The 17,278-nt window shown below is 72.8% G+C and carries 18 protein-coding genes; 13 read left to right on the top strand and 5 right to left on the bottom strand.

The genetic code is table 11. From position 1 onward, the window contains the following. Positions 1-16: 16 nt before the first annotated feature. From BJ981_RS08150 to BJ981_RS08115, 8 genes are read left to right on the top strand one after another with little or no spacing between them, the layout of a single operon-like run. Complete coding sequence (locus tag BJ981_RS08150; protein ID WP_239139534.1) at positions 17-367, top strand: NADH-quinone oxidoreductase subunit A; 351 nt, start codon at positions 17-19, stop codon at positions 365-367. After that, positions 358-1,548 carry a hypothetical protein gene (locus BJ981_RS08145; RefSeq protein ID WP_184609494.1) on the top strand — a complete coding sequence of 397 codons (1,191 nt, stop codon included), beginning with the start codon at positions 358-360 and terminating at the stop codon, positions 1,546-1,548. Before BJ981_RS08150 ends, BJ981_RS08145 begins: the two co-directional genes overlap by 10 nt. Continuing rightward, positions 1,541-2,467, top strand: a complete 927-nt coding sequence (locus BJ981_RS08140) for a complex I subunit 1 family protein (RefSeq protein WP_184609492.1) — start codon at positions 1,541-1,543, stop codon at positions 2,465-2,467. The genes BJ981_RS08145 and BJ981_RS08140 overlap by 8 nt, the downstream gene beginning before the upstream one ends. Positions 2,468-2,476: 9 nt before the next feature. After that, the gene (locus BJ981_RS08135) at positions 2,477-3,037 is read left to right on the top strand and encodes an NADH-quinone oxidoreductase subunit J family protein (RefSeq protein WP_239139533.1); all 561 of its coding nucleotides are present in this window, start codon (positions 2,477-2,479) and stop codon (positions 3,035-3,037) included. Then, entirely contained in the window at positions 3,034-3,339 is a 306-nt protein-coding gene (locus tag BJ981_RS08130; RefSeq protein WP_184609491.1) for an NADH-quinone oxidoreductase subunit NuoK, read from the top strand. The genes BJ981_RS08135 and BJ981_RS08130 overlap by 4 nt, the downstream gene beginning before the upstream one ends. Further along, positions 3,336-5,207, top strand: a complete 1,872-nt coding sequence (locus tag BJ981_RS08125) for a proton-conducting transporter transmembrane domain-containing protein (RefSeq protein WP_184609489.1) — start codon at positions 3,336-3,338, stop codon at positions 5,205-5,207. Before BJ981_RS08130 ends, BJ981_RS08125 begins: the two co-directional genes overlap by 4 nt. Before the next feature lie 3 nt (positions 5,208-5,210). Beyond that, a complete protein-coding gene (locus tag BJ981_RS08120; protein WP_184609487.1) occupies positions 5,211-6,710 on the top strand; it encodes a complex I subunit 4 family protein in 1,500 nt (499 codons plus the stop codon). Further along, complete coding sequence (locus BJ981_RS08115) at positions 6,707-8,125, top strand: NADH-quinone oxidoreductase subunit N (RefSeq protein WP_184609485.1); 1,419 nt, start codon at positions 6,707-6,709, stop codon at positions 8,123-8,125. The genes BJ981_RS08120 and BJ981_RS08115 overlap by 4 nt, the downstream gene beginning before the upstream one ends. Here the strand turns inward: BJ981_RS08115 and BJ981_RS08110 are convergent. Next, entirely contained in the window at positions 8,103-9,215 is a 1,113-nt protein-coding gene (locus BJ981_RS08110; protein WP_184609483.1) for a sensor histidine kinase, read from the bottom strand. The two genes, BJ981_RS08115 and BJ981_RS08110, sit on opposite strands and share 23 nt — an antisense overlap. Continuing rightward, entirely contained in the window at positions 9,212-9,874 is a 663-nt protein-coding gene (locus BJ981_RS08105) for a response regulator transcription factor (RefSeq protein ID WP_184609481.1), read from the bottom strand. Before BJ981_RS08105 ends, BJ981_RS08110 begins: the two co-directional genes overlap by 4 nt. A 181-nt stretch (positions 9,875-10,055) precedes the next feature. Here BJ981_RS08105 and BJ981_RS08100 point away from each other — a divergent pair, with 181 nt between their 5' ends. The 5 genes from BJ981_RS08100 (at position 10,056) to BJ981_RS08080 (ending at position 14,980) form a co-directional block, all read left to right on the top strand. After that, positions 10,056-10,991, top strand: coding sequence for an ATP-binding cassette domain-containing protein (locus BJ981_RS08100; protein ID WP_184609479.1), 936 nt, complete (start codon positions 10,056-10,058; stop codon positions 10,989-10,991). Between the two features lie 8 nt (positions 10,992-10,999). Beyond that, positions 11,000-12,520 carry an ABC transporter permease subunit gene (locus BJ981_RS08095; protein WP_184609473.1) on the top strand — a complete coding sequence of 507 codons (1,521 nt, stop codon included), beginning with the start codon at positions 11,000-11,002 and terminating at the stop codon, positions 12,518-12,520. Beyond that, positions 12,517-13,266 carry an ABC transporter permease subunit gene (locus BJ981_RS08090; RefSeq protein ID WP_184609471.1) on the top strand — a complete coding sequence of 250 codons (750 nt, stop codon included), beginning with the start codon at positions 12,517-12,519 and terminating at the stop codon, positions 13,264-13,266. The genes BJ981_RS08095 and BJ981_RS08090 overlap by 4 nt, the downstream gene beginning before the upstream one ends. Positions 13,267-13,355: 89 nt before the next feature. After that, positions 13,356-13,874, top strand: a complete 519-nt coding sequence (locus tag BJ981_RS08085) for a SigE family RNA polymerase sigma factor (protein WP_184609469.1) — start codon at positions 13,356-13,358, stop codon at positions 13,872-13,874. Continuing rightward, entirely contained in the window at positions 13,871-14,980 is a 1,110-nt protein-coding gene (locus BJ981_RS08080; RefSeq protein ID WP_184609467.1) for a hypothetical protein, read from the top strand. The genes BJ981_RS08085 and BJ981_RS08080 overlap by 4 nt, the downstream gene beginning before the upstream one ends. A 61-nt stretch (positions 14,981-15,041) precedes the next feature. Here BJ981_RS08080 and BJ981_RS08075 read toward each other — a convergent pair whose 3' ends face one another. From BJ981_RS08075 to BJ981_RS08065, 3 genes are all read right to left on the bottom strand, one after another. Beyond that, a complete protein-coding gene (locus tag BJ981_RS08075; protein WP_184609466.1) occupies positions 15,042-15,692 on the bottom strand; it encodes a GntR family transcriptional regulator in 651 nt (216 codons plus the stop codon). Between the two features lie 127 nt (positions 15,693-15,819). Continuing rightward, entirely contained in the window at positions 15,820-16,269 is a 450-nt protein-coding gene (locus tag BJ981_RS08070) for a cupin domain-containing protein (protein ID WP_184609464.1), read from the bottom strand. Between the two features lie 118 nt (positions 16,270-16,387). Continuing rightward, on the bottom strand, positions 16,388-17,275 hold the full coding sequence (locus BJ981_RS08065; RefSeq protein WP_184609462.1) for a helix-turn-helix domain-containing protein: 888 nt from the start codon (positions 17,273-17,275) through the stop codon (positions 16,388-16,390). Positions 17,276-17,278 lie beyond the last annotated feature (3 nt).

Below are 17,278 nucleotides of genomic sequence, written 5' to 3'. Positions count from 1 at the left end.
TGACGGCGCCGGACCTGTGAGCGGATCGGCCGCCGCCGTCGCACTGCTGGGCTTCGCCTCGCTCATGGTGGCGGTGCTCTACGGCGCGGCCTGGTGGGTGCGGGTGACCGCCGTCCCGGTGGTCGCCCGCCCCTTCGAGTCGGGGCTGGAACCGGCCCAGCACGCGGTGAGCAGGTTCCACGTGCGCTGGTATCCGGTGACGATGCTGTTCTTGGCCTTCGACATGGAGATGGTGTTCATGTACCCGTGGGTGCGGGTCATCTCCGCCGTCGGCGTCGGCGCCGTGATCGAGATGTTCGTCTTCCTGGCGATCCTCCTCGCCGGTGTCGCCTACGCCTGGCGGGAGGGCGCGCTGCGATGGACCTGACCGCCGTGCCGCTGCGGGCCGTGGCCGCCCGTCCGCACGTGCTGCCGGCCACGCCGCCCGGCGGCACGCGGGTACGGCTGGCGGCGGAGCGGGAACTGCGCCTGCGCGACCTCCCGCTCGCGCTCACACCGGCGGACGCCGACATCCTGCTCATCACGGGTCCCTGCGGCCCTGATCTGGAGCCGGCGCTCGAACGGTTGTGGCGGGACATGCCCGCCCCGCGCTTCCGGACCCAGGTGGACGACGCCGGCGAGGTCGCCGGGGCCCTCGAAGCGGCCCGCTCTCACCTGGCCGACCGGACATCGGCGACCGCCCCGGTCTCCCTCTCCGGCGGAGACCTGGGCCAGGCGGACGACGCGGGCGGGCACGGCGACGGCGAGACGGAGATGCCCGCCGGGCTGCCGATGGCCGAGCAGGGCCCCGACCGGGACGGGCTGACGCTGGACCGGCTGCACGTCGCGCTCGGGCCGTTCCTCGCCGACTGGCCGGGCGGCCTGATCCTGCGCCTCACCGTGCAGGGCGACGTCGTCCAGCGGGCCGTGCTCGTGGCGCCGGCGCCGGGCCACGCGCCGTCCGCGGCGCCCTTCTGGACCGAGCCGTGGGCTCGTGCCGCCGCGGGAGAGCACGTCACCGTCGGGGAGGCGAGCCGGCGGCGGGCGGCGGCGCACCTCGACAGCATGGGGAGGTTGCTGTCCGTGGCGGGATGGCCCGCGGCGGCCACGACCGCGCGGCGGCTGCGCGACGAGCTTCTGCACGGCGCGGCGCCCGCGACGGCCGGGCCGGGCGTGCGGCGTTTCGCGCGGCGGGTCGGCCGGTCGCGCACGCTGTCCTGGATGACCCGCGGGCTGGGCCCGCTCTCGGCGAGCGAGGCGGCGGCCGCGGGCGTCGGCGGGCCGGCGGCGCGTGCGGACGGCGACGTGACGGCCCGCTACCGGCTGTGGCTCGCCACGGTGCTGGAGGACCTGGACCGGCTGGCGGAACCGGGCCCGCTCGATCCCGCGCGGGACGAGGGCCCGCGCGGCCCGGCGCGCGGCCCGCGCTCGCCGTCGGCGGCCCTGGCCGGAGTGCTGCCCGCGCTGCTGGAGGGCGCCGAGATGGCCGCGGCCCGGCTGATCGTGGCCAGCCTCGATCCCGACCCGGACGAACTGGCGGCGCGGCCCGCGGAAGCCGCCCATGGGTGAGGTCACGCCGTGGTGGAGCCTGTTCGCGGTCCCCGCGCTTCTGGTGGCCTTCGCGCTGAGCGCGGTGGTCTACGACGCGGCCCTGTCCGCGCGGGACGCGGGACGGCCGATCACCATGTCGGCCCGCCCCCTCCTGGAAGTGCCGCGCCTGCTCGTGGCGCAGCCCCGCCGGCTGCCCGCGTCCGACGTGCCGCTGTGGCGGCTCGGTGTGATCACGGTGCCCGTCGCGGCGGTGCTGGCCGTCCTGGTCGTCCCCGTCGGGGACGTGGTGGTCGCCGACCTGTCGGTGGGCGTCGTGTGGTTCAACGCGATGGAGGTGCTGACGTGGGCCGGGCTGTGGCTGGCCGGCTGGGGGCCGAACTCCGTGTTCAGCCTCATCGGCGGGTACCGCTTCCTCGCGCAGGGGCTGGCCTACGAACTTCCGTTGATGTTCGCGCTCATGACGCCCGCCATCCGGGCGGAGTCGCTGCGGGTCGGCGACATCGCCGCCGCGCAGGGCGGTCTGTGGTTCGTGGTGTGGATGCCGCTGGCGTTCGTGGTGTACCTCGCGGGTGTGCTGGCGTTCGGCTTCCTCGGCTGCTTCGCCTACCCGGCCGGCCGGGACATCGCCGGGGGCGTGTTCGGCGAGACGTCCGGAGTCGACCGGCTGCTGCTCTCGGCGGGCCGGTGGCTGCTGCTGGCGGCGGGATCGGCCATGGCCGTCCCGCTGTTCCTCGGCGGCGGCGCCGGCCCCGTCCTGCCGGCCTGGACCTGGTCGGTGATCAAGACCTTGGCCGTGCTCGCCCTGCTGGTCTGGGGACGACGACGGCTCCCGCTGGTCCGGGCCGACCGCTATGTGGAGTTCGCCTGGGTCGTCGTCCTCCCTCTGTCCATCCTCCAGGCGTTCGTCCCGGCGCTGGTCGTCCTGAACGGCCGTTAGGGGGCACTGGTGGAGGTGGCGGCGTTCTGGATCCTCGGAGTGCTGGCTCTGGTCAGTGGCGGGATGGTGTTCCGCTTCGACTCCATGGCCAGGGCGACGTTCGCGCTGCTGACGTCGCTGATCTGCGTGGGCGGTGAGGTGGTGCTGCTCGGACTGCCGTATCTGGGGGTCGTCACCATCCTGATGATGGTCATGGAGATGGCCCTCATGGCGGTGTTCATGATCGCCTACATGATGAACCCGGCGGGCCTGATGCCGATGTCGATGCTGCACAACAAGCGCGGCTCTCTGGCCGTCAGCGCCGCCGTCTTCGTGGCGCTGGCCGCCGGGATCTTCCTGGTGCCCTGGCCGCGGCGGACCGGCTCGCCGCCCGCGGACACGACGTTCCAGGTGGGGGAGTCCCTCATGGGAGCGCAGATGCTGACGATGATCGTGCTCGGGTTCGTCCTGCTGGCCACGATCGTGGGGGCGATCGTGCTGGCCACCCGCCGCGGGCGCTACGACCGGTTCGGCGACGACCTCGACCGGCGCCCGCCGCGTGATCCCGCGGGGGGAGGTGTGGGCCGATGACCCTGCACCTGTTCCTCCTGCTGGCCGCGGGGCTCTTCGCGATCGGCCTCTTCGGCGCGCTGGCCCAGCAGTCCATCGTGATGATCATGATGGGCATCGAGCTGATGATCGGCGGCGTCATCGTCGGCGCCGCCGCGTTCTGGCGCTTCCTCGCGCCCGCCGTGGGGAGCGGGCAGGTCATCGTCGTGGCCGCGGTCGTGGCGATGGCCGTCGAGATGGCCATGGGCTTCGCGGTCACCACCGCCATCTTCAGGACCCGTCGGATCGACATGGCGGACATGGCCAAGGACCTCGAAGGATGAGCGCGCTACTGTGGGCGCTCATCGCCGTGCCGCTCGGGGCCGGCGCGTGGCTCGCGCTCGCCGGGCACCTGCTCGACCGGTACGTCCCCGCGCTGGGCGTCGCCGCGGCCGGGACGACGCTCGCCCTGGCCGTCGCCGCGGCGGCGCTGCGGCCCCGGGCGAGCGCGCCGCTCCTCGCCGGGATCCGCGCCGGGCTGGCGGTGGACGGCCTGTCCGCCGTCATGGTGGTCACGGTCGCCGCGGTGACCGTCGCCGTGCTCGTCTTCTCCGCGGGCGAGTTCGGCCCCGGCGAGAACCGGGGACGGTTCTTCGGCCTCATGCTGATCTTCGCCGGCGCCATGCTCGTCACCGTCACGGCCACCACGCTCGCGTCGCTCCTCATGGCGTGGGAGGTGATGGGGGCCATGAGCTGGGCGCTGATCGGGTACTGGTGGCGCCGGCCAGGCCGGGTGCGCGCCGCCGACATCGCGTTCCTCACCACCAGGACCGCCGATCTCGGGCTCTACGTCGCCGCCGGCGCGGCCCTGGCCGGCGGCGCCGGCACGCTGAGCCTGAACGCGCTGCCGGCCGTCGCGTCGCCCTGGCTGCACGTGGTCACCGCCGGGGTCGTGTGCGCCGCGCTGGGCAAATCCGCACAACTGCCCTTCTCCTTCTGGCTCTCGCGGGCGATGCAGGGCCCGAGCCCGGTCTCCGCGCTGCTGCACTCGGCCACCATGGTCGCCGCCGGCGCCTACCTCCTGCTGCGGCTGGTGCCGCTGGCGGCCGCCACCGGCTGGGCCGGGCCGTTCGTCGCCTGGGCCGGCGCCCTCACCGCGCTGCTCCTGGGGCTCGTCGCGGTCGCGCAGACCGATCTCAAGCAACTGCTCGCGGCCTCCACCGCCGCCCAGGTGGGTTTCATGGTGCTCGCCGCCGGAAGCGGCGCCGTCGCCGGCGGCGCCACGCAGCTCATGGCCCACGCCGCGACCAAGGCCGGGCTGTTCCTGGCCGCCGGGGCCTGGCTGACCGCCCTCGGCACCAAACAGCTCCCCGCGCTGCGCGGCGCGGCCCGGACCTATCCCGTGACCGGCGCCGTCTTCACCACCGGGGCGCTGACCCTGGCGGGACTCCCGCCGCTGTCGTTGTGGGTCGCCAAGGACGAGATCCTGGCCGCGGCCGTCGAGCGCGGTCTCTGGCCGTACGGCGCCGGCCTCGCGGCGGCCGCCGTCTCGGCGCTCTACAGCGTCAAGGCACTGTGGTACGTGTGGCGACCGCTGCCTGCCGACGCCGAGGACGGCTACGACACCGAGCGACAGGGCACCCGGCGCGTCACCTGGCCGATGAAGCCGCCGCTGGTGGCGCTCGCGTTCGCCGCCGCCACGCTGGGAGTGTTCGGGCTTCCCGGGCTCTCCGCGTGGCTGCGCGCGGCCGTCGGCGGTGCCGGTGAGCCCTCGCCCCAAGGGTGGGAGCTGGGCCTGTCCGCGGCCGTCGCGCTCGCCGCCGCCGCGTTCGCCTGGTGGAGCAGGACCCGCCCCGTCGTGACGCCGGTGGAGCGCGGCCGATGGGCGGTCCGCTGGCTGGGGCTGGAGCACGGCGCGCACGCGCTGGTGGCCCGTCCCGTGATGGCGCTGGCCCGGCTGCTGGCCGCCTTCGACGACCGTGTCCTCGACGCCGCCGTCCGGGGCGTCGGGCGCACGGGCATGTCCGCCGCCCGGCTCGCGGCTCGCTTCGACGACCACGGGATCGACGCGTCGGTCGGCGCGGTCGCGGCCGGGGCACGCCGCCTGGGCCGGTGGGCGCGGCGTCCGCAGACCGGCCTGCTGCACCAGTACTACGTCCAGGCCGCGATCGGCTTCGGGGTGCTGCTCCTCCTCCTGCTGCTGGTGAGGTGACCCGTGCTGACCGTCGTCACCTTCCTGCCGCTGCTGGCGTGCGCCGTCCTGGTGGCGCGCAGGCTTCCCGGCCGTGCCTGTGTATGGGTGTGGATCGCCACCGCCGCGGCGGACCTGGCGCTCGTCATCGCCTTGTGGGCGAACTTCGGCGCCGGCGGCGGCCTGCGGTACGAGCAGCGGGTGCGCTGGATCCCGAGCGCAGGAGTGAGCTACCACGTGGGCGTGGACGGCCTGTCCCTGCCGCTGGTGGCGCTCACCTGCCTGCTCTTCCTCGCCGTCGCCGTGTACTCGCTGCGCGAGACCCGCAGGGTCCGCGCCTACACGTGCCTGTTCCTCTTCCTGCAGACGGTGTGCCTGGGGTTGTTCGTCGCGCTGGACCTCATCGTGTTCTTCGTCTTCTTCGACCTGTCGATCGTCGGCATGTTCTTCGTCATCGCCGGCTGGGGGCACGGCGAGCAGGGGCGCGCGGCGGCGCTGAAGTTCTTCCTGTACACCTTCATCGGCTCGCTCGCCCTGCTGCTCGGCTTCATCGGCCTGTACCTGGCGGCCACGCCGCACACCTTCGACATGCTCGACCTGACCCGGGCGAACCCCCTGGCAGGCCGGGGCGCGTACGCCGCGCTGGTCCTGCTGGCGATCGGCGCCGGCCTGGCCGTCAAGACCCCGACCGTCCCCTTCCACACCTGGCTGCCCCCGGCGCACACCGACGCGCCCGCGGCCGGGTCCGCCATCCTCGCCGGCATCCTGCTGAAGATGGGCGCCTACGGCTTCGTCCGCATCGCGATGCCGCTGCTCCCCGGCACCTGGCGCGAATACGCCATGGTGTTCATCGTCGTCGGCGCGGTCTCCGCCGTGTACGGAGCGCTGGTGGCCCTCGGCCAGACGCACTTCAAACGCATGATCGCCTACACGTCCGTCAACCACATGGGCTACATCGTCCTCGCGGTCGGCGCGGCGGGCGTGCTCGCCGGCACCGACGTGCAAGCCCGTACGCTCGCCGTCACCGGGGCCGTCACCCAGATGGTCAGCCACGGTCTGCTCACCGCCGCGCTCTTCCTGCTCTCCGGCGTGCTCTACGACCGCGGCGGCACCTACGAGATGGACCGGTACTCCGGACTGGCCGCGCCTTCGCCTAAGCTGGCCACCGCGACCGGTGTCGCGGCGTTCGCGAGCCTGGGCATCCCCGGCTTCTCCGGATTCATCGCGGAGTTCCAGATCTTCACCGGCAGCCTCGCCTCCCAGGCGGTCGCCACCGCCATCGCCCTGACCGGCATCCTCATCACCGCCGCGCTGTTCCTGAGGGCGCTGCGCGGCATGTTCATGGGCTCCCTGCGCCTGCCCTCCTCCACCGGCGCCGGCGGCTTCGGCGACATGGTCGCCGCGGAGACGTTCTCCATCGCGCCGCTGCTGACGCTCGGGCTGGTCATCGGCGTCGCGCCGCGCTTCCTGCTGGACGTCATCGAACCGGCCGGCCGCACCCTGGTGGGCCTGGTCGCCCGGTGAACGAGAACCTCGCCGCCCTCGTCCCCGAGACGGCGCTGCTCGTCGCCGCCGTCGCCGGGCTGCTCGCCGGATCGTGGCTGCCCCGCCGCCGCCAGTGGGTCGTCGCGGCCCTGGCCGCCGCGGCCTGCGTGGCCGGCGTCGTCGTCACCGCGGTCACGATGGCCGGCGGGCGAGACCAACTGGTCTTCTCCGGCGCCTTCGCGGTCGACACCGCCACCGGCGCGGGACGGCTGATCGTGCTCGGCGCCCTGGTGCCGGTGGGCGCGATGTCGGTGGAGTGGCTGCGCGGGAACCAGCGCGAGGCCGAGTACTACGTGCTGCTGCTCCTGACGGGCGGGGGGACCCTCGCCATGATCGGCGCCAATGACCTGCTGATGCTCTTCGCGGGCTACCTTCTCGCCAGCGTCCCCGCCTATGCGCTGGCCGGTTTCGCCAAGGACGCCACCAGCACCGAAGCCGCCCTGAAGTACTACCTGATGGGAGCTCTGACGGGTGTCGTCATGCTCGCCGGGGTGAGCGTGCTCTACGCCGCAGGCCACGCCACCCTGTACGGAGAGCTGCGCCCGGCGCTGCCCTCCGCCCCGTACGGGCTGGTCGCCGTCGGCCTCGTCGCGGTGCTGGCCGGGCTGCTGTTCAAGATCGGCGGCGTGCCGGCCCACTACTGGGTGCCCGACGTGACCGACGGCGCCATGGCGCCCGTCGCCGCGTACGTCACCACCCTCCCCAAGATCGGCGGCCTGATCGCCGCCTTCCGGCTCCTCCACCAGGCGTTCCCCGCGAGCGAGGTCAACTGGCCGCTGCTGCTCGCCGTGCTCGCCGCCCTGTCCATGACGCTCGGCAACCTGGCCGCGTTCTTCCAGACCTCGGTCAAGCGGCTGCTCGCCTACTCCACCATCAGCCAGGTCGGCTACCTGCTCATGGCCGTGGCCGTCGCCACCCGCAGCGACCTCGCCCAGCCGGCCCTGCTGTTCTACCTCGCCGCCTACGCCGTCACCAACCTCGGCGCGTTCGCCGTCGTGACCGAACTCCCGAGCGCCCGCACCCTCGACGACTACCGCGGCCTGGCCCACCGCCACCCCGGCCTGGCCGCCGTCCTCGTCGTCTGCCTGCTCGGCCTGGTAGGCACCCCGCCCACCGGCGTCTTCCTCGGCAAACTCGAAGTCTTCGCCGCCGCCGTCAACGGCGACTACACCTGGCTGGCCGCCCTGGCCGTGGCCAACACCGTCGCCAGCCTCTTCTACTACCTCCGCTGGCTGACCCCTCTCTTCCGAACGCCCGGCGTCCCCGCCGACGTCCACGCCCCCGCCGGCCGCTGGTCCGCCACGACCGCCTACCTCGCCGCCGCCTCCTCCCTCGCCCTGGGCATCGCCGGAGGAGCCGTCCTGCCCCTCTTCACCGGCGCGCCGTCGCCCTGACCGGAAACCGGACGGTGACCGTCAGGCCACCGTGAGGGCGCGGGCCGGCGGTGAGGGCGGCCTGGTGAGCTTGGGCGACCGCGTTGACGATGGCGAGGCCGAGACCGTAGCCCTCGCGGCGGCCGTCCCGGTCGGCGGCCAACCTTTGGAAGGGTTGGAAGAGCCGCTCGATCTGATCCTCGGGAACGACCGGCCCGCTGTTGGCGACCGTGAGGGTCACCTCCGTGCCGGAGGCCCGCGTGGTGATCTGGACATGCCCGTCCGGGTGGTTGTGACGGACGGCGTTGTCGACGAGGTTGGCGACGAGGCTTTCGATCAGCCCCAGGTCCCCGGACGTCACCGCGGTCGTCAGACGTTCGGCGACGTCGATGCCCTTCCGTGCCGCCTGGTCGCGGCGGGAGGCGAGTACTCCCGCGACGACGTGCGCCAGGTCGAGGGTGTCCCTGCGGGTGACGCCGCGCTCGCTGACGGCCAGGGCGAGCAGCGCCCGGACGAGTCGCTCCTGGTGTCCGCCGAGAGCGAGGGCCTCCTCGCAGGCCGAGCGGAGGGTGCCGGCGTCCGCGCCGGGATCGGCGAGCGTCACCTCGAGGAGGGTCCGCAGACCGGCGAGGGGAGTGCGCAGCTCGTGGGAGGCGTTGGCGACGAAGTGCCGCTGGGCGTCGAAGGAGGCTTCGAGGCGGGCGAACAGGTCGTCGAGGATGTGGCCCAGCTCGGTCAGCTCGTCGGCGGGCTCGCCGAGGCCGAGGCGCCGGTGGAGGTTTCCCGCGGAGATGGCCGTGGCGGTGGCGGTGATGGCCCGCAGCGGCCTGAGGAAGCGACCGGCGACGAACCAGCCGCCGGCGAGGGCGATGGGAATGAGGGCGGCGAGCGCGACGGCGGAGACGGCGAGGAGCCGGTGCGGGCCGATCCCGTCCCCGGTGCCGGTGATCGCACCAGAAGGCGGACCGCCGACGCGCGTCACCGACTCGACGCCGGCGAGCGGGACCTCGACGATCAGGAGCACGACGACCCCGGCGACGAAGAGGCCCGTGGCGTAGAAGAACGTGAGCCGGGCCTGCAAGGACCGCCGAGGGAGTGGGCGGGCCGTCACGCCGGCCCGATCCGGTAGCCGCCTTCACGGATGGTCTCGATCACCGGGGGGTCGCCGAGTTTGGCGCGCAGCCGGTGCACGGTGTGCTTGACCGCGGACGTGAAGGGGTCGGCCGCCTCGTCCCAGACCCGTGCCAGAAGTTCCTCGGCGGGCAGGACCAGGCCCGCCGAGGCGAGCAGGCATTCGAGCAGGGCGAACTCCTTCGGACTGAGTTCGAGGCGCCGGCCGGCGCGGAACGCCGCCCGGCGGGCCGGGTCGAGGGTGACGTCCCCGCAGGACAGAGTGGGAGGAAGCGGTGGGGTGGCCCGCCGGGCCAGGGCGCGGACACGGGCCACCAGTTCGGCGAAGGCGAACGGCTTGGGCAGGTAGTCGTCCGCGCCGAGGCCGAGCCCTTCGACGCGGTCCTCGATCGTGTCGGCCGCGGTGAGCATCAACACGCGGGTGCCGGAGCGGTCGCCGGCCAGTCGCCGGCAGATGTCGTCACCGCCGACGCCGGGCAGATCCCGGTCGAGGACGACCACGTCGTAGCGGTTGACGGCCAGGCGGTCGACGGCGTCGGTCCCGTCCAGCACGACATCGACGGCCATCCCCTCGCGGCGCAGTCCGGTGCCGATGGAGCGGGCCAGCACCTCGAAGTCCTCGACCACCAGGACTCTCACCGGGGACCACCACCGGACGGGCGAGGAGGGCGGCGGGACGGGCCGCCGGTTCGGCGTGTCACGTACCCAACGATGCCAGCTCGCGGGTTCCAACCGGGTCGCGGCGGCCGAGACCGGGCGGGAACCAGGCGCCATGTACATCTACCCGCATGAGACCACATCGAGTCGGCTGCTCACCCCGATGAGCGCCCCAGGGATCGTCGTCGCCGGGCTGCGCAAGCGGTACGGGGCGGCCCAGGCCCTCGACGGCATGTCCTTCTCCGTCCATCCCGGGCTGGTGACCGGCTTCGTGGGGCCGAACGGGGCAGGGAAGTCCACCACGATGCGCGTGATCCTGGGGCTGGTCGCGGTGGACGAGGGCACCGCGCTGATCGAGGGGAAGCCGTACCGCGGCCTTCGGCGCCCGCTCGCCCATGTCGGTTCGCTGCTGGACCCGGCGGCGCTGCACCCGAGCCGGAGCGGTCGCGATCACCTGCTCTGGCTGGCGCATTCCCAGGGCCTGGCGGCGCGGCGGGTCGACCAGGTGATCGAGCAGGTCGGCCTGAGCCCGGCGGCCCGGCGCAGGGCCGGGGGCTACTCGCTCGGCATGCGGCAACGGCTCGGGATCGCCGCGGCCCTGCTGGGCGACCCGCCGATCGTCATGCTCGACGAGCCGTTCAACGGCATGGACCCGGAAGGCATCGTCTGGATGCGCGGGTTCCTGCGGTCGCTGGCCGCGCAGGGCCGTGCCGTGCTGGTGTCCAGCCATCTGATGAGCGAGTTGCAGGACACGGCCGACCATCTCGTCGTGGCCGGGCGCGGCCGGGCCATCGCCGACACGAGTGTGGCCGGCCTGATCGCGGCCGCGTCCGGCAACCGGGTGGCCCTGCGTACCACGGCCGGTCCGGACGCGACGACGGTGCTCGCGCGTGCCGGCACCACCGTGACGGCCACCGGCCGGGACGCCCTGACCGTCTCCGGCCTGCCTTCGGAGCGTGTCGTGACGCTGCTGCGCGCGAGCGCGGTCCCGTTCGCCGAGGTGTCGGCGTACCGCGCCACTCTGGAGGAGGCCTACCTGGAGCTCACCCGCGACGCGGTCGAGTTCCACGCCGCGACGCCCGCGGAGCCGCCGCGGTGACCCCCGTCATGACGCGGTACCGATCGGCCCAGCGGGCCGGGCGGGACGGCTTTCTCCAGGTGCTGCACGCCGAGTGGACCAAGTTCCGCTCCGTCCGGGGGTGGGTGCTCGCGATGGTGGCCGTGGCGCCGATGGTGGTGCTGGTCGCCCTGCTCGCCGGGGTCAGCAGCGACCAGCGTGGCGCGCCGGCCGTTCCGGTGGGACCCGGTGGTGCGCCGGTGACCGACAGCTTCTACTTCGTGCACCGGCCGCTGACCGGAGACGGCGGCATCACCGTCTCCGTCTCCGCACTCAGGAGCGCCGTCCCCACGGGTCCCGCGGACCTGCGGCCCGGCAGCGTGCCGTGGGCGAAGGCGGGGCTCATCATCAAGGAGAGCACCCGTCAGGGATCCCCCTACGCGGCGATCATGGTCACCGGCGGCCACGGCGTGCGGATGCAGCACGGCTACGTCGGCGGCACGGCCGGCATCCCCGGCCCCGTCTCCGCCGCCTCTCCCCGCCGGCTGCGTCTGGACCGCTCGGGCGACGCGATCACCGGCTACGCCTCCGCCGACGGCACGCACTGGACCAAGATGGGCACCGTGCACGTGGACGGACTCGGGCCGACCGCGCAGGGCGGGCCGTTCGTCGCGTCTCCGCCTTCCGTGGAGGGCATGGGCACGGTCCCCAGCGTGTCCACGGCCGACTTCGGGGACCTCCGTGTCCAGGGGGGCTGGGCCGGTGGCGACTGGACAGGCGACCAGGTGGGAGCCGAATCCCCCAGCTTCTCCGGCTACCCGCGGAACACGTCGGGTTCGTTCACGTGGTCCGACGGCCGCTTCACCGTGACCGGCGCCGGCGACATCGCCCCCGCCCTCCGCCAGACCCTGCCGACCGGCGGCACCCTCGCGGACATCCTCACCGGCACGTTCGCCGCGCTCATCGCCGTGATCGTCGTGGGCGCGCAGTTCGTCACCGCCGAATACCGGGACGGCACGATCTGCACGACCCTGGCCGCCGTCCCGAGGCGGGGCCGGGTGCTGGCGGCCAAGGCCGTCGTCCTCGGGGCCGTCACCTTCGTCGCCGGGCTGGTGGGAGCGGTCGTCGCGGTTCCGCTCGGCGAGAGGCTCGCGCGGGCGCACGGCGTGTACCTGTTCCCGGTGACGTTCGCGGCCCACTCGCGGATCGCGTTCGGGACCGCGGCCCTGCTCGCGACCGCCGCGATCCTGGCTCTCGCCGCCGGCGCCGTGTTCCGGCGCGGTGCCGCGGCGGTGACCGGCGTCGTCGCGGTCCTCGTGCTGCCCTACCTCCTGGTCGCCCAAGTCCCGTTCCTGCCCGCCGACGTGTCGAACCGGCTGGCTCGGGTGACGCCGGCCGCGGCCTTCGCCGTCCAGCAGACGCTTGTGCCGTATCACCAGGTCACGAGCATCTACACGCCGTACGACGGCTACTACCCGCTGGCGCCGTGGGCCGGGTACGCCGTCCTGGCCGGCTACGCGGTGGCCGGCCTCGTCCTGGCGGCCGTGGTTCTCCGCAGGAGGGACGCATGAGAGCGGCCCTGCACGCGGAGTGGACGAAGACGCGGACCCTCGCCGGCTCCCTGTGGCTGCTGCTCGGCGCCGTCGCGCTGACCGTGGCCGTGAGCGTCGTGGTGACGTCGGTGATGAACCGCGGCGGCCGCGTGGACGTGACCAGGCTCAGCCTCACCGGAGTCGCGCTGGGCCAGGCGCTGGTCGCCGTCCTGGCCGTGCTGGCCATCAGCGGTGAGTACGGCTCGGGCACGATCCGTGCCACCCTGGCGGCGACACCGCGTCGGGGCGCCGTCCTCACGGCGAAGGCCGTCACCCTCACCGGCGTCGTGGCCGCGGCCGGGACCGTCGCGGTTCTCGGGTCGCTGCTGGCGGCGCGGCTCATCCTCCCCGGCCGCGGCCACCCGGCCCCGACCCTGGCCGACGGGCCCACGTTGCGCGCGGCGGCCGGGTCGGTCCTCTACCTGGTTCTGGTGGCTTTGCTCAGCCTCGGCGTCGCCACCGCCGTCCGGGACTCCGCGACCGGCATCGGGATCGTCCTCGGCATGCTCTACCTCTTCCCCGTCCTCTCCCAGGCGATCGGCGATCCGCACGGGCAGCGCCTGCTCGAGCGGATCGGCCCCATGACGGCCGGCCTGGCCGTCCAGGCCACCACCGATCTCCGTGACCTGCCCATCGCCCCCTGGGCGGGCCTCGGCGTCCTCGCCATCTGGTCCGCGGCCGCGCTCCTGGCCGGAGCGCTGTCGCTGCGCCTGCGTGACGCCTGACACGCGACGGCATCGCCGGCGTGGGATCACCGCCGCCTGCAACCTTTCGCCCGGTGGGTCGCGTTGGGAACGGGCGAGAGGAGGTCACATTGGATCGTCACGACGGCTTCCGCGAGTTCGTGCTCGCCCGCCAGCAGACGCTGATGCGGACGGCGTACCTGCTCACGGGAGACGCCCACCTCGCCGAGGACCTGCTGCAGAGCGTGCTGATCAAGGTCGTCGGACAGTGGCCCAAGCTGTCCGTGAACGGCAACCCCGAGGCGTACACGCGCAAGGCGCTGGTGAACCAGTACATCTCGTGGCGGCGCCGGCTGCAGGTGGAGTGGCCGAGCGCCTCTCCGCCCGAGCACGGCGCCTCCTACGACGAGGAGACGGTCGACCGGATCATGCTGCGCCAGGCGCTGGCCCGGCTGACGCGCAAGCAGCGCGCCGTGATCGTGCTGCGCTTCTGGGAGGACCTCACCGAGGCGCAGACGGCCGAGGCGCTCGGCTGCTCGGTCGGCAACGTCAAGAGCCAGACCCATCGCGCGCTGGCCCGCTTGCGCGCGCTCGCGCCCGAGTTGGCCGAGCCGCGTTCCCTTTCCGAGTTCCAGGAGGTGACACGATGACAAGGCTGCGCAGAGCGCTGAGCGGCATCGCCGAGGAGGCGCCCGCGGTGGACCTGGCCGACCTGGTGCTCGCGGGCCACCGGCGCCGGCGGCGCGCGACCGCCATGCTGTCCGCCGCCGCGACGGTGGCCACGGTCGCGGCGGTGGCGGTGGTGACGGCCGCCGTGATGCCGTCCAAACCCTACGAAGCGGCCGTGCCGGGACAGGCGCAGGCGGTGCGCGACCTGCCCGAGGGCGAGGTGGGACCGCTCGAATACGCGTACGAGACGCCCTGCAAGACCGGCAAGGGGCGCAAGGGCTTCGACTGCGGCGCCGTGGAGTGGCGAGTGGTCACCCACGACGGCAGGACCTACCGGCTGCCGCAGGCGCTCGCCATGACCGCCGGGAACCGTCGCGTGCCCGTCGCGATCAGCCGGGACGGGCGCAAGCTCGCCTACTACAGCCGGCAGGCCCAGGCGCACGTGGTGCGCGACCTGATGAGCGGCGCGCGGGTGACGTCCCCTGTCACGGTGAAGGAGGCACGCATCGGTGCGGGCTCCATGCTCGTGCTCTCCGACGACGGCCGCTACGTGGTGTTCGACCCGCGCGAGGGGAGCAAGGAGCCCGGGCTGCTGATCGACGTGCGAACCGGCACGACGGTGCGGGTGCCCGGCGCGTACGAGGCGATCGGGGTGAGGAACGGCGTCGCCGAACTCGTCCGGTACCTCAAGACCGACCTGTGGCTGATGCCCGTCACCGGCGGAGGCGAGCCGGTGCGCTTCGACGGCGAGTTCATGGGCTTCAGCGAACTCGCTCCGGACGGACGCACGGTCGCCGCCTTCGAGAGACGCGACTACAAGAAGTGGGTCCAAGAGCTGCGCACGCTCACCCTGCTCGACACGAGAACCGGGCGCAAGCTGCGCAAGGTGCCGATCCACGGCCTTCCCGAGGGTCAGCCCGTCCTGGTCACGGGTCTCTGGCGCAGTGGATCGGAGCTCACGGTCATGGTGACGGACGAGAAGCGCACGCGCGCCTACGGAGTCGACGTCGGCACCGGGAAGGCACGCCGGCTGGCCGACTACCCGAACACGACGGACCTGGTCCTGCCGGGGATCGCGAGCAGCTGAGCGGAGATCGGCACGGATGGGAGGGAGCGCTCCGCCCGGCCGTTCCGGACTCCATGCCCGGTCAGGGTTGCTGCGCCACCGCGCGCAGGGTGTTCAGCTTGTGCCGGCGGCTGAAGATCTCGATCGTCGTCCGGTCGGCACTGGCCGCGATCAGGTGGAGCAAGGTGTCGTGCTCGTGTACCGACTCGCCGGCGCGGCGGGGGACCATGCTGAAGCTGGTGCGGCGGAGCAGGTCGAGGCGTTGCCATTCTCGTTCGAGCAGGCCGCGCACGTGGAGGTTCGGGGACTTCTCGCACAGGAGCGCATGGAAGGCGTGGTTGAGCCGGGTGAAGGCGAGGGGGTCGAAGCGGGGGAGGGCGTTGCGCATCTGGTCGTTGAGGGCGCGGGCCTTGCGCAGGGTCTGGTCGTCGATGTGCGGGACGGCCGTGGCGGTGGCGTAGCCCTCCAGGAGCGCGAGGGCCTCCATGGCGGCGCGGTACTGTTCGACGTCGAAGGTGGCCACCTGGGCGCCGACGTTGAGCTGGTAGGTCACCCACCCTTCGGCCTCCAGCCGGCGGACCGCCTCACGGACCGGAACCGCGCTGATATCCAGGTCGCGCGCCAATTGGTCGAACACGAGACGGGTTCCGGGGCCGTAGGTGTCGTCCGTGATGCGATTCTTTATGATCTCGTAGGCTTGATCGACCTTCGACGAACGCGCCGTTCTCGCCATTTTCCCTCCTCATACCGGCTCTCATGACGGCCGGTTCGGCGCGTTCCGCCGGGCGATGTCGTCGGCCGGGGCCGGCGCGCTCGTCCGGCCCCGGCCGGCGACGTGCGCCGGCCGTCCGGGCCTGCAACTAGGGCATGTAGTTCCCGGTGCCGCTGAGCGCGACCGCGAAGAACAGGAACGGGCGATCGACCTTGTGGAACCCGAGCGGGCAGTGCTTGGTGCCGGCGGGGATGAAGACCGAGGTCGTCGTGGTGAACACGTGCTTCTCGCCCTCGATCGTCATGTACACCTCGCCGCCGAGGTCGTTCTGGTTGTTCGGGTCGTTGCCGACGAACATCAGCACCTCGTCGTAGATGTGCTCGTGCTCGCGCACCCATTCGACCTCGTGGTCGATCTGCGACACCCAGCTGGTCGTGATGTAGGTGGACGCCGAGGCCACGTCGGCCGCGCGCATGGCGGCCAGCGGCTCGCTCAGGTTCGGCGGCAGCCGCTGACCGGCGACGTCACCTTCGTAGACCATGTCGGACGCGCACTCTTTGAAGTTGGTGACGAACAGGTGGTCGTACTTGCCGCTCATTTCCTATTCCCTTCATCGCGCCATTGCCGCGTTTCGGCTTTGTTCATGGATCCGCAGAAATCGCACTATCCTCAGCGGGTCAGGCCAATAGTACGAATTTCTTCATATCCGATCCCATTCATGCACCGAGGCAAGCCTGGTACTTTTCGCGGGCCTGTTTGCGGTACGCCGACGGCGGCGCGCCGGCCTCGCGCCGGAAGAACCGCGAGAAGTACGAGGCGTCCTCGAAGCCGAGCCGATCCGCCACCTGCGCGCAGGTCATGTCCGTGTTCGCGAGGAGGCGCTGCGCCTCGGTCAGCACCGCCGAGCGGATGATCTGTCCCGGTGTCCGCCCGGTCTGCGCGACGACCACCTCACGCAGATATCCCGAGGTGACCCCCAGGCGCATGGCGGCCGACCGCACCGTGAGCGTCGCGGACGACCGCTCCGCGACGAGTTTCGTGAATTCCACGCTGAGTTCCGTCGAGAGACCGGCACGCGATCCCTCGGGCGCGGTGAAACCGTCGAACCGCTGGCACAGCAGGAGCAGCGCGGAAAGCAGGTGCCGCACGATGAGGTCCGCGCGGTCGTCGCCCTCGGCGTCCTCGTCGGCCATGGCCGCGAGCAGCCCTTCGAGCCTCGGGATCTGCCCGGCGCCGGGGCAGAGCATGTTCGGGTAATGGTTGAAGTCGACGGAGGCGGGCGCTCCCGGCCCCGCGAGGAAGGGCTCGTCGAAGACCACCACGGTTCCGTCCAGGGGTTCCGGAGTCACCCAGGCGTGCACCTGCCCCCGGCGAACCAGGTACAGCCGGTTCGCCGCGATCGGGTACGCCGTGCCGTCGATGACGTGCGTCCCCCGTCCCTCGCGGACGTAGAGGATCTCCAGGAACTCGTGCCGGTGAGGGATCGCCGCGGTCTCCCGGGGTCCGTGGCTGAGCACCGGGCCGATCTCGAACTGCGGCGCGTCCCGGACCCCTCCTCCCTCGATCACGTGGACGGGAAGCGGCGAGCGCGAGGCTCTGGTCATGGT

The organism is Sphaerisporangium krabiense (genome assembly GCF_014200435.1).
Classification (GTDB): Bacteria; Actinomycetota; Actinomycetes; order Streptosporangiales; family Streptosporangiaceae; genus Sphaerisporangium; species Sphaerisporangium krabiense.
Note: the sequence above shows the minus strand (reverse complement) of the source record. Positions and strands in the feature narration are given on the sequence as shown.

Excerpts from the sequence above, each read along its gene's own strand:
- BJ981_RS08145 (WP_184609494.1), top strand. The coding sequence starts at position 358 with ATGGACCTGACCGCCGTGCCGCTGCGGGCCGTGGCCGCCCGTCCGCAC.
- BJ981_RS08140 (WP_184609492.1), top strand. The coding sequence starts at position 1,541 with ATGGGTGAGGTCACGCCGTGGTGGAGCCTGTTCGCGGTCCCCGCGCTT.
- BJ981_RS08130 (WP_184609491.1), top strand. The coding sequence starts at position 3,034 with ATGACCCTGCACCTGTTCCTCCTGCTGGCCGCGGGGCTCTTCGCGATC.
- BJ981_RS08125 (WP_184609489.1), top strand. The coding sequence starts at position 3,336 with ATGAGCGCGCTACTGTGGGCGCTCATCGCCGTGCCGCTCGGGGCCGGC.
- BJ981_RS08100 (WP_184609479.1), top strand. The coding sequence starts at position 10,056 with ATGAGCGCCCCAGGGATCGTCGTCGCCGGGCTGCGCAAGCGGTACGGG.
- BJ981_RS08095 (WP_184609473.1), top strand. The coding sequence starts at position 11,000 with ATGACGCGGTACCGATCGGCCCAGCGGGCCGGGCGGGACGGCTTTCTC.
- BJ981_RS08090 (WP_184609471.1), top strand. The coding sequence starts at position 12,517 with ATGAGAGCGGCCCTGCACGCGGAGTGGACGAAGACGCGGACCCTCGCC.
- BJ981_RS08080 (WP_184609467.1), top strand. The coding sequence starts at position 13,871 with ATGACAAGGCTGCGCAGAGCGCTGAGCGGCATCGCCGAGGAGGCGCCC.
- BJ981_RS08075 (WP_184609466.1), bottom strand. The coding sequence starts at position 15,692 with ATGGCGAGAACGGCGCGTTCGTCGAAGGTCGATCAAGCCTACGAGATC.
- BJ981_RS08070 (WP_184609464.1), bottom strand. The coding sequence starts at position 16,269 with ATGAGCGGCAAGTACGACCACCTGTTCGTCACCAACTTCAAAGAGTGC.
- BJ981_RS08065 (WP_184609462.1), bottom strand. The coding sequence starts at position 17,275 with ATGACCAGAGCCTCGCGCTCGCCGCTTCCCGTCCACGTGATCGAGGGA.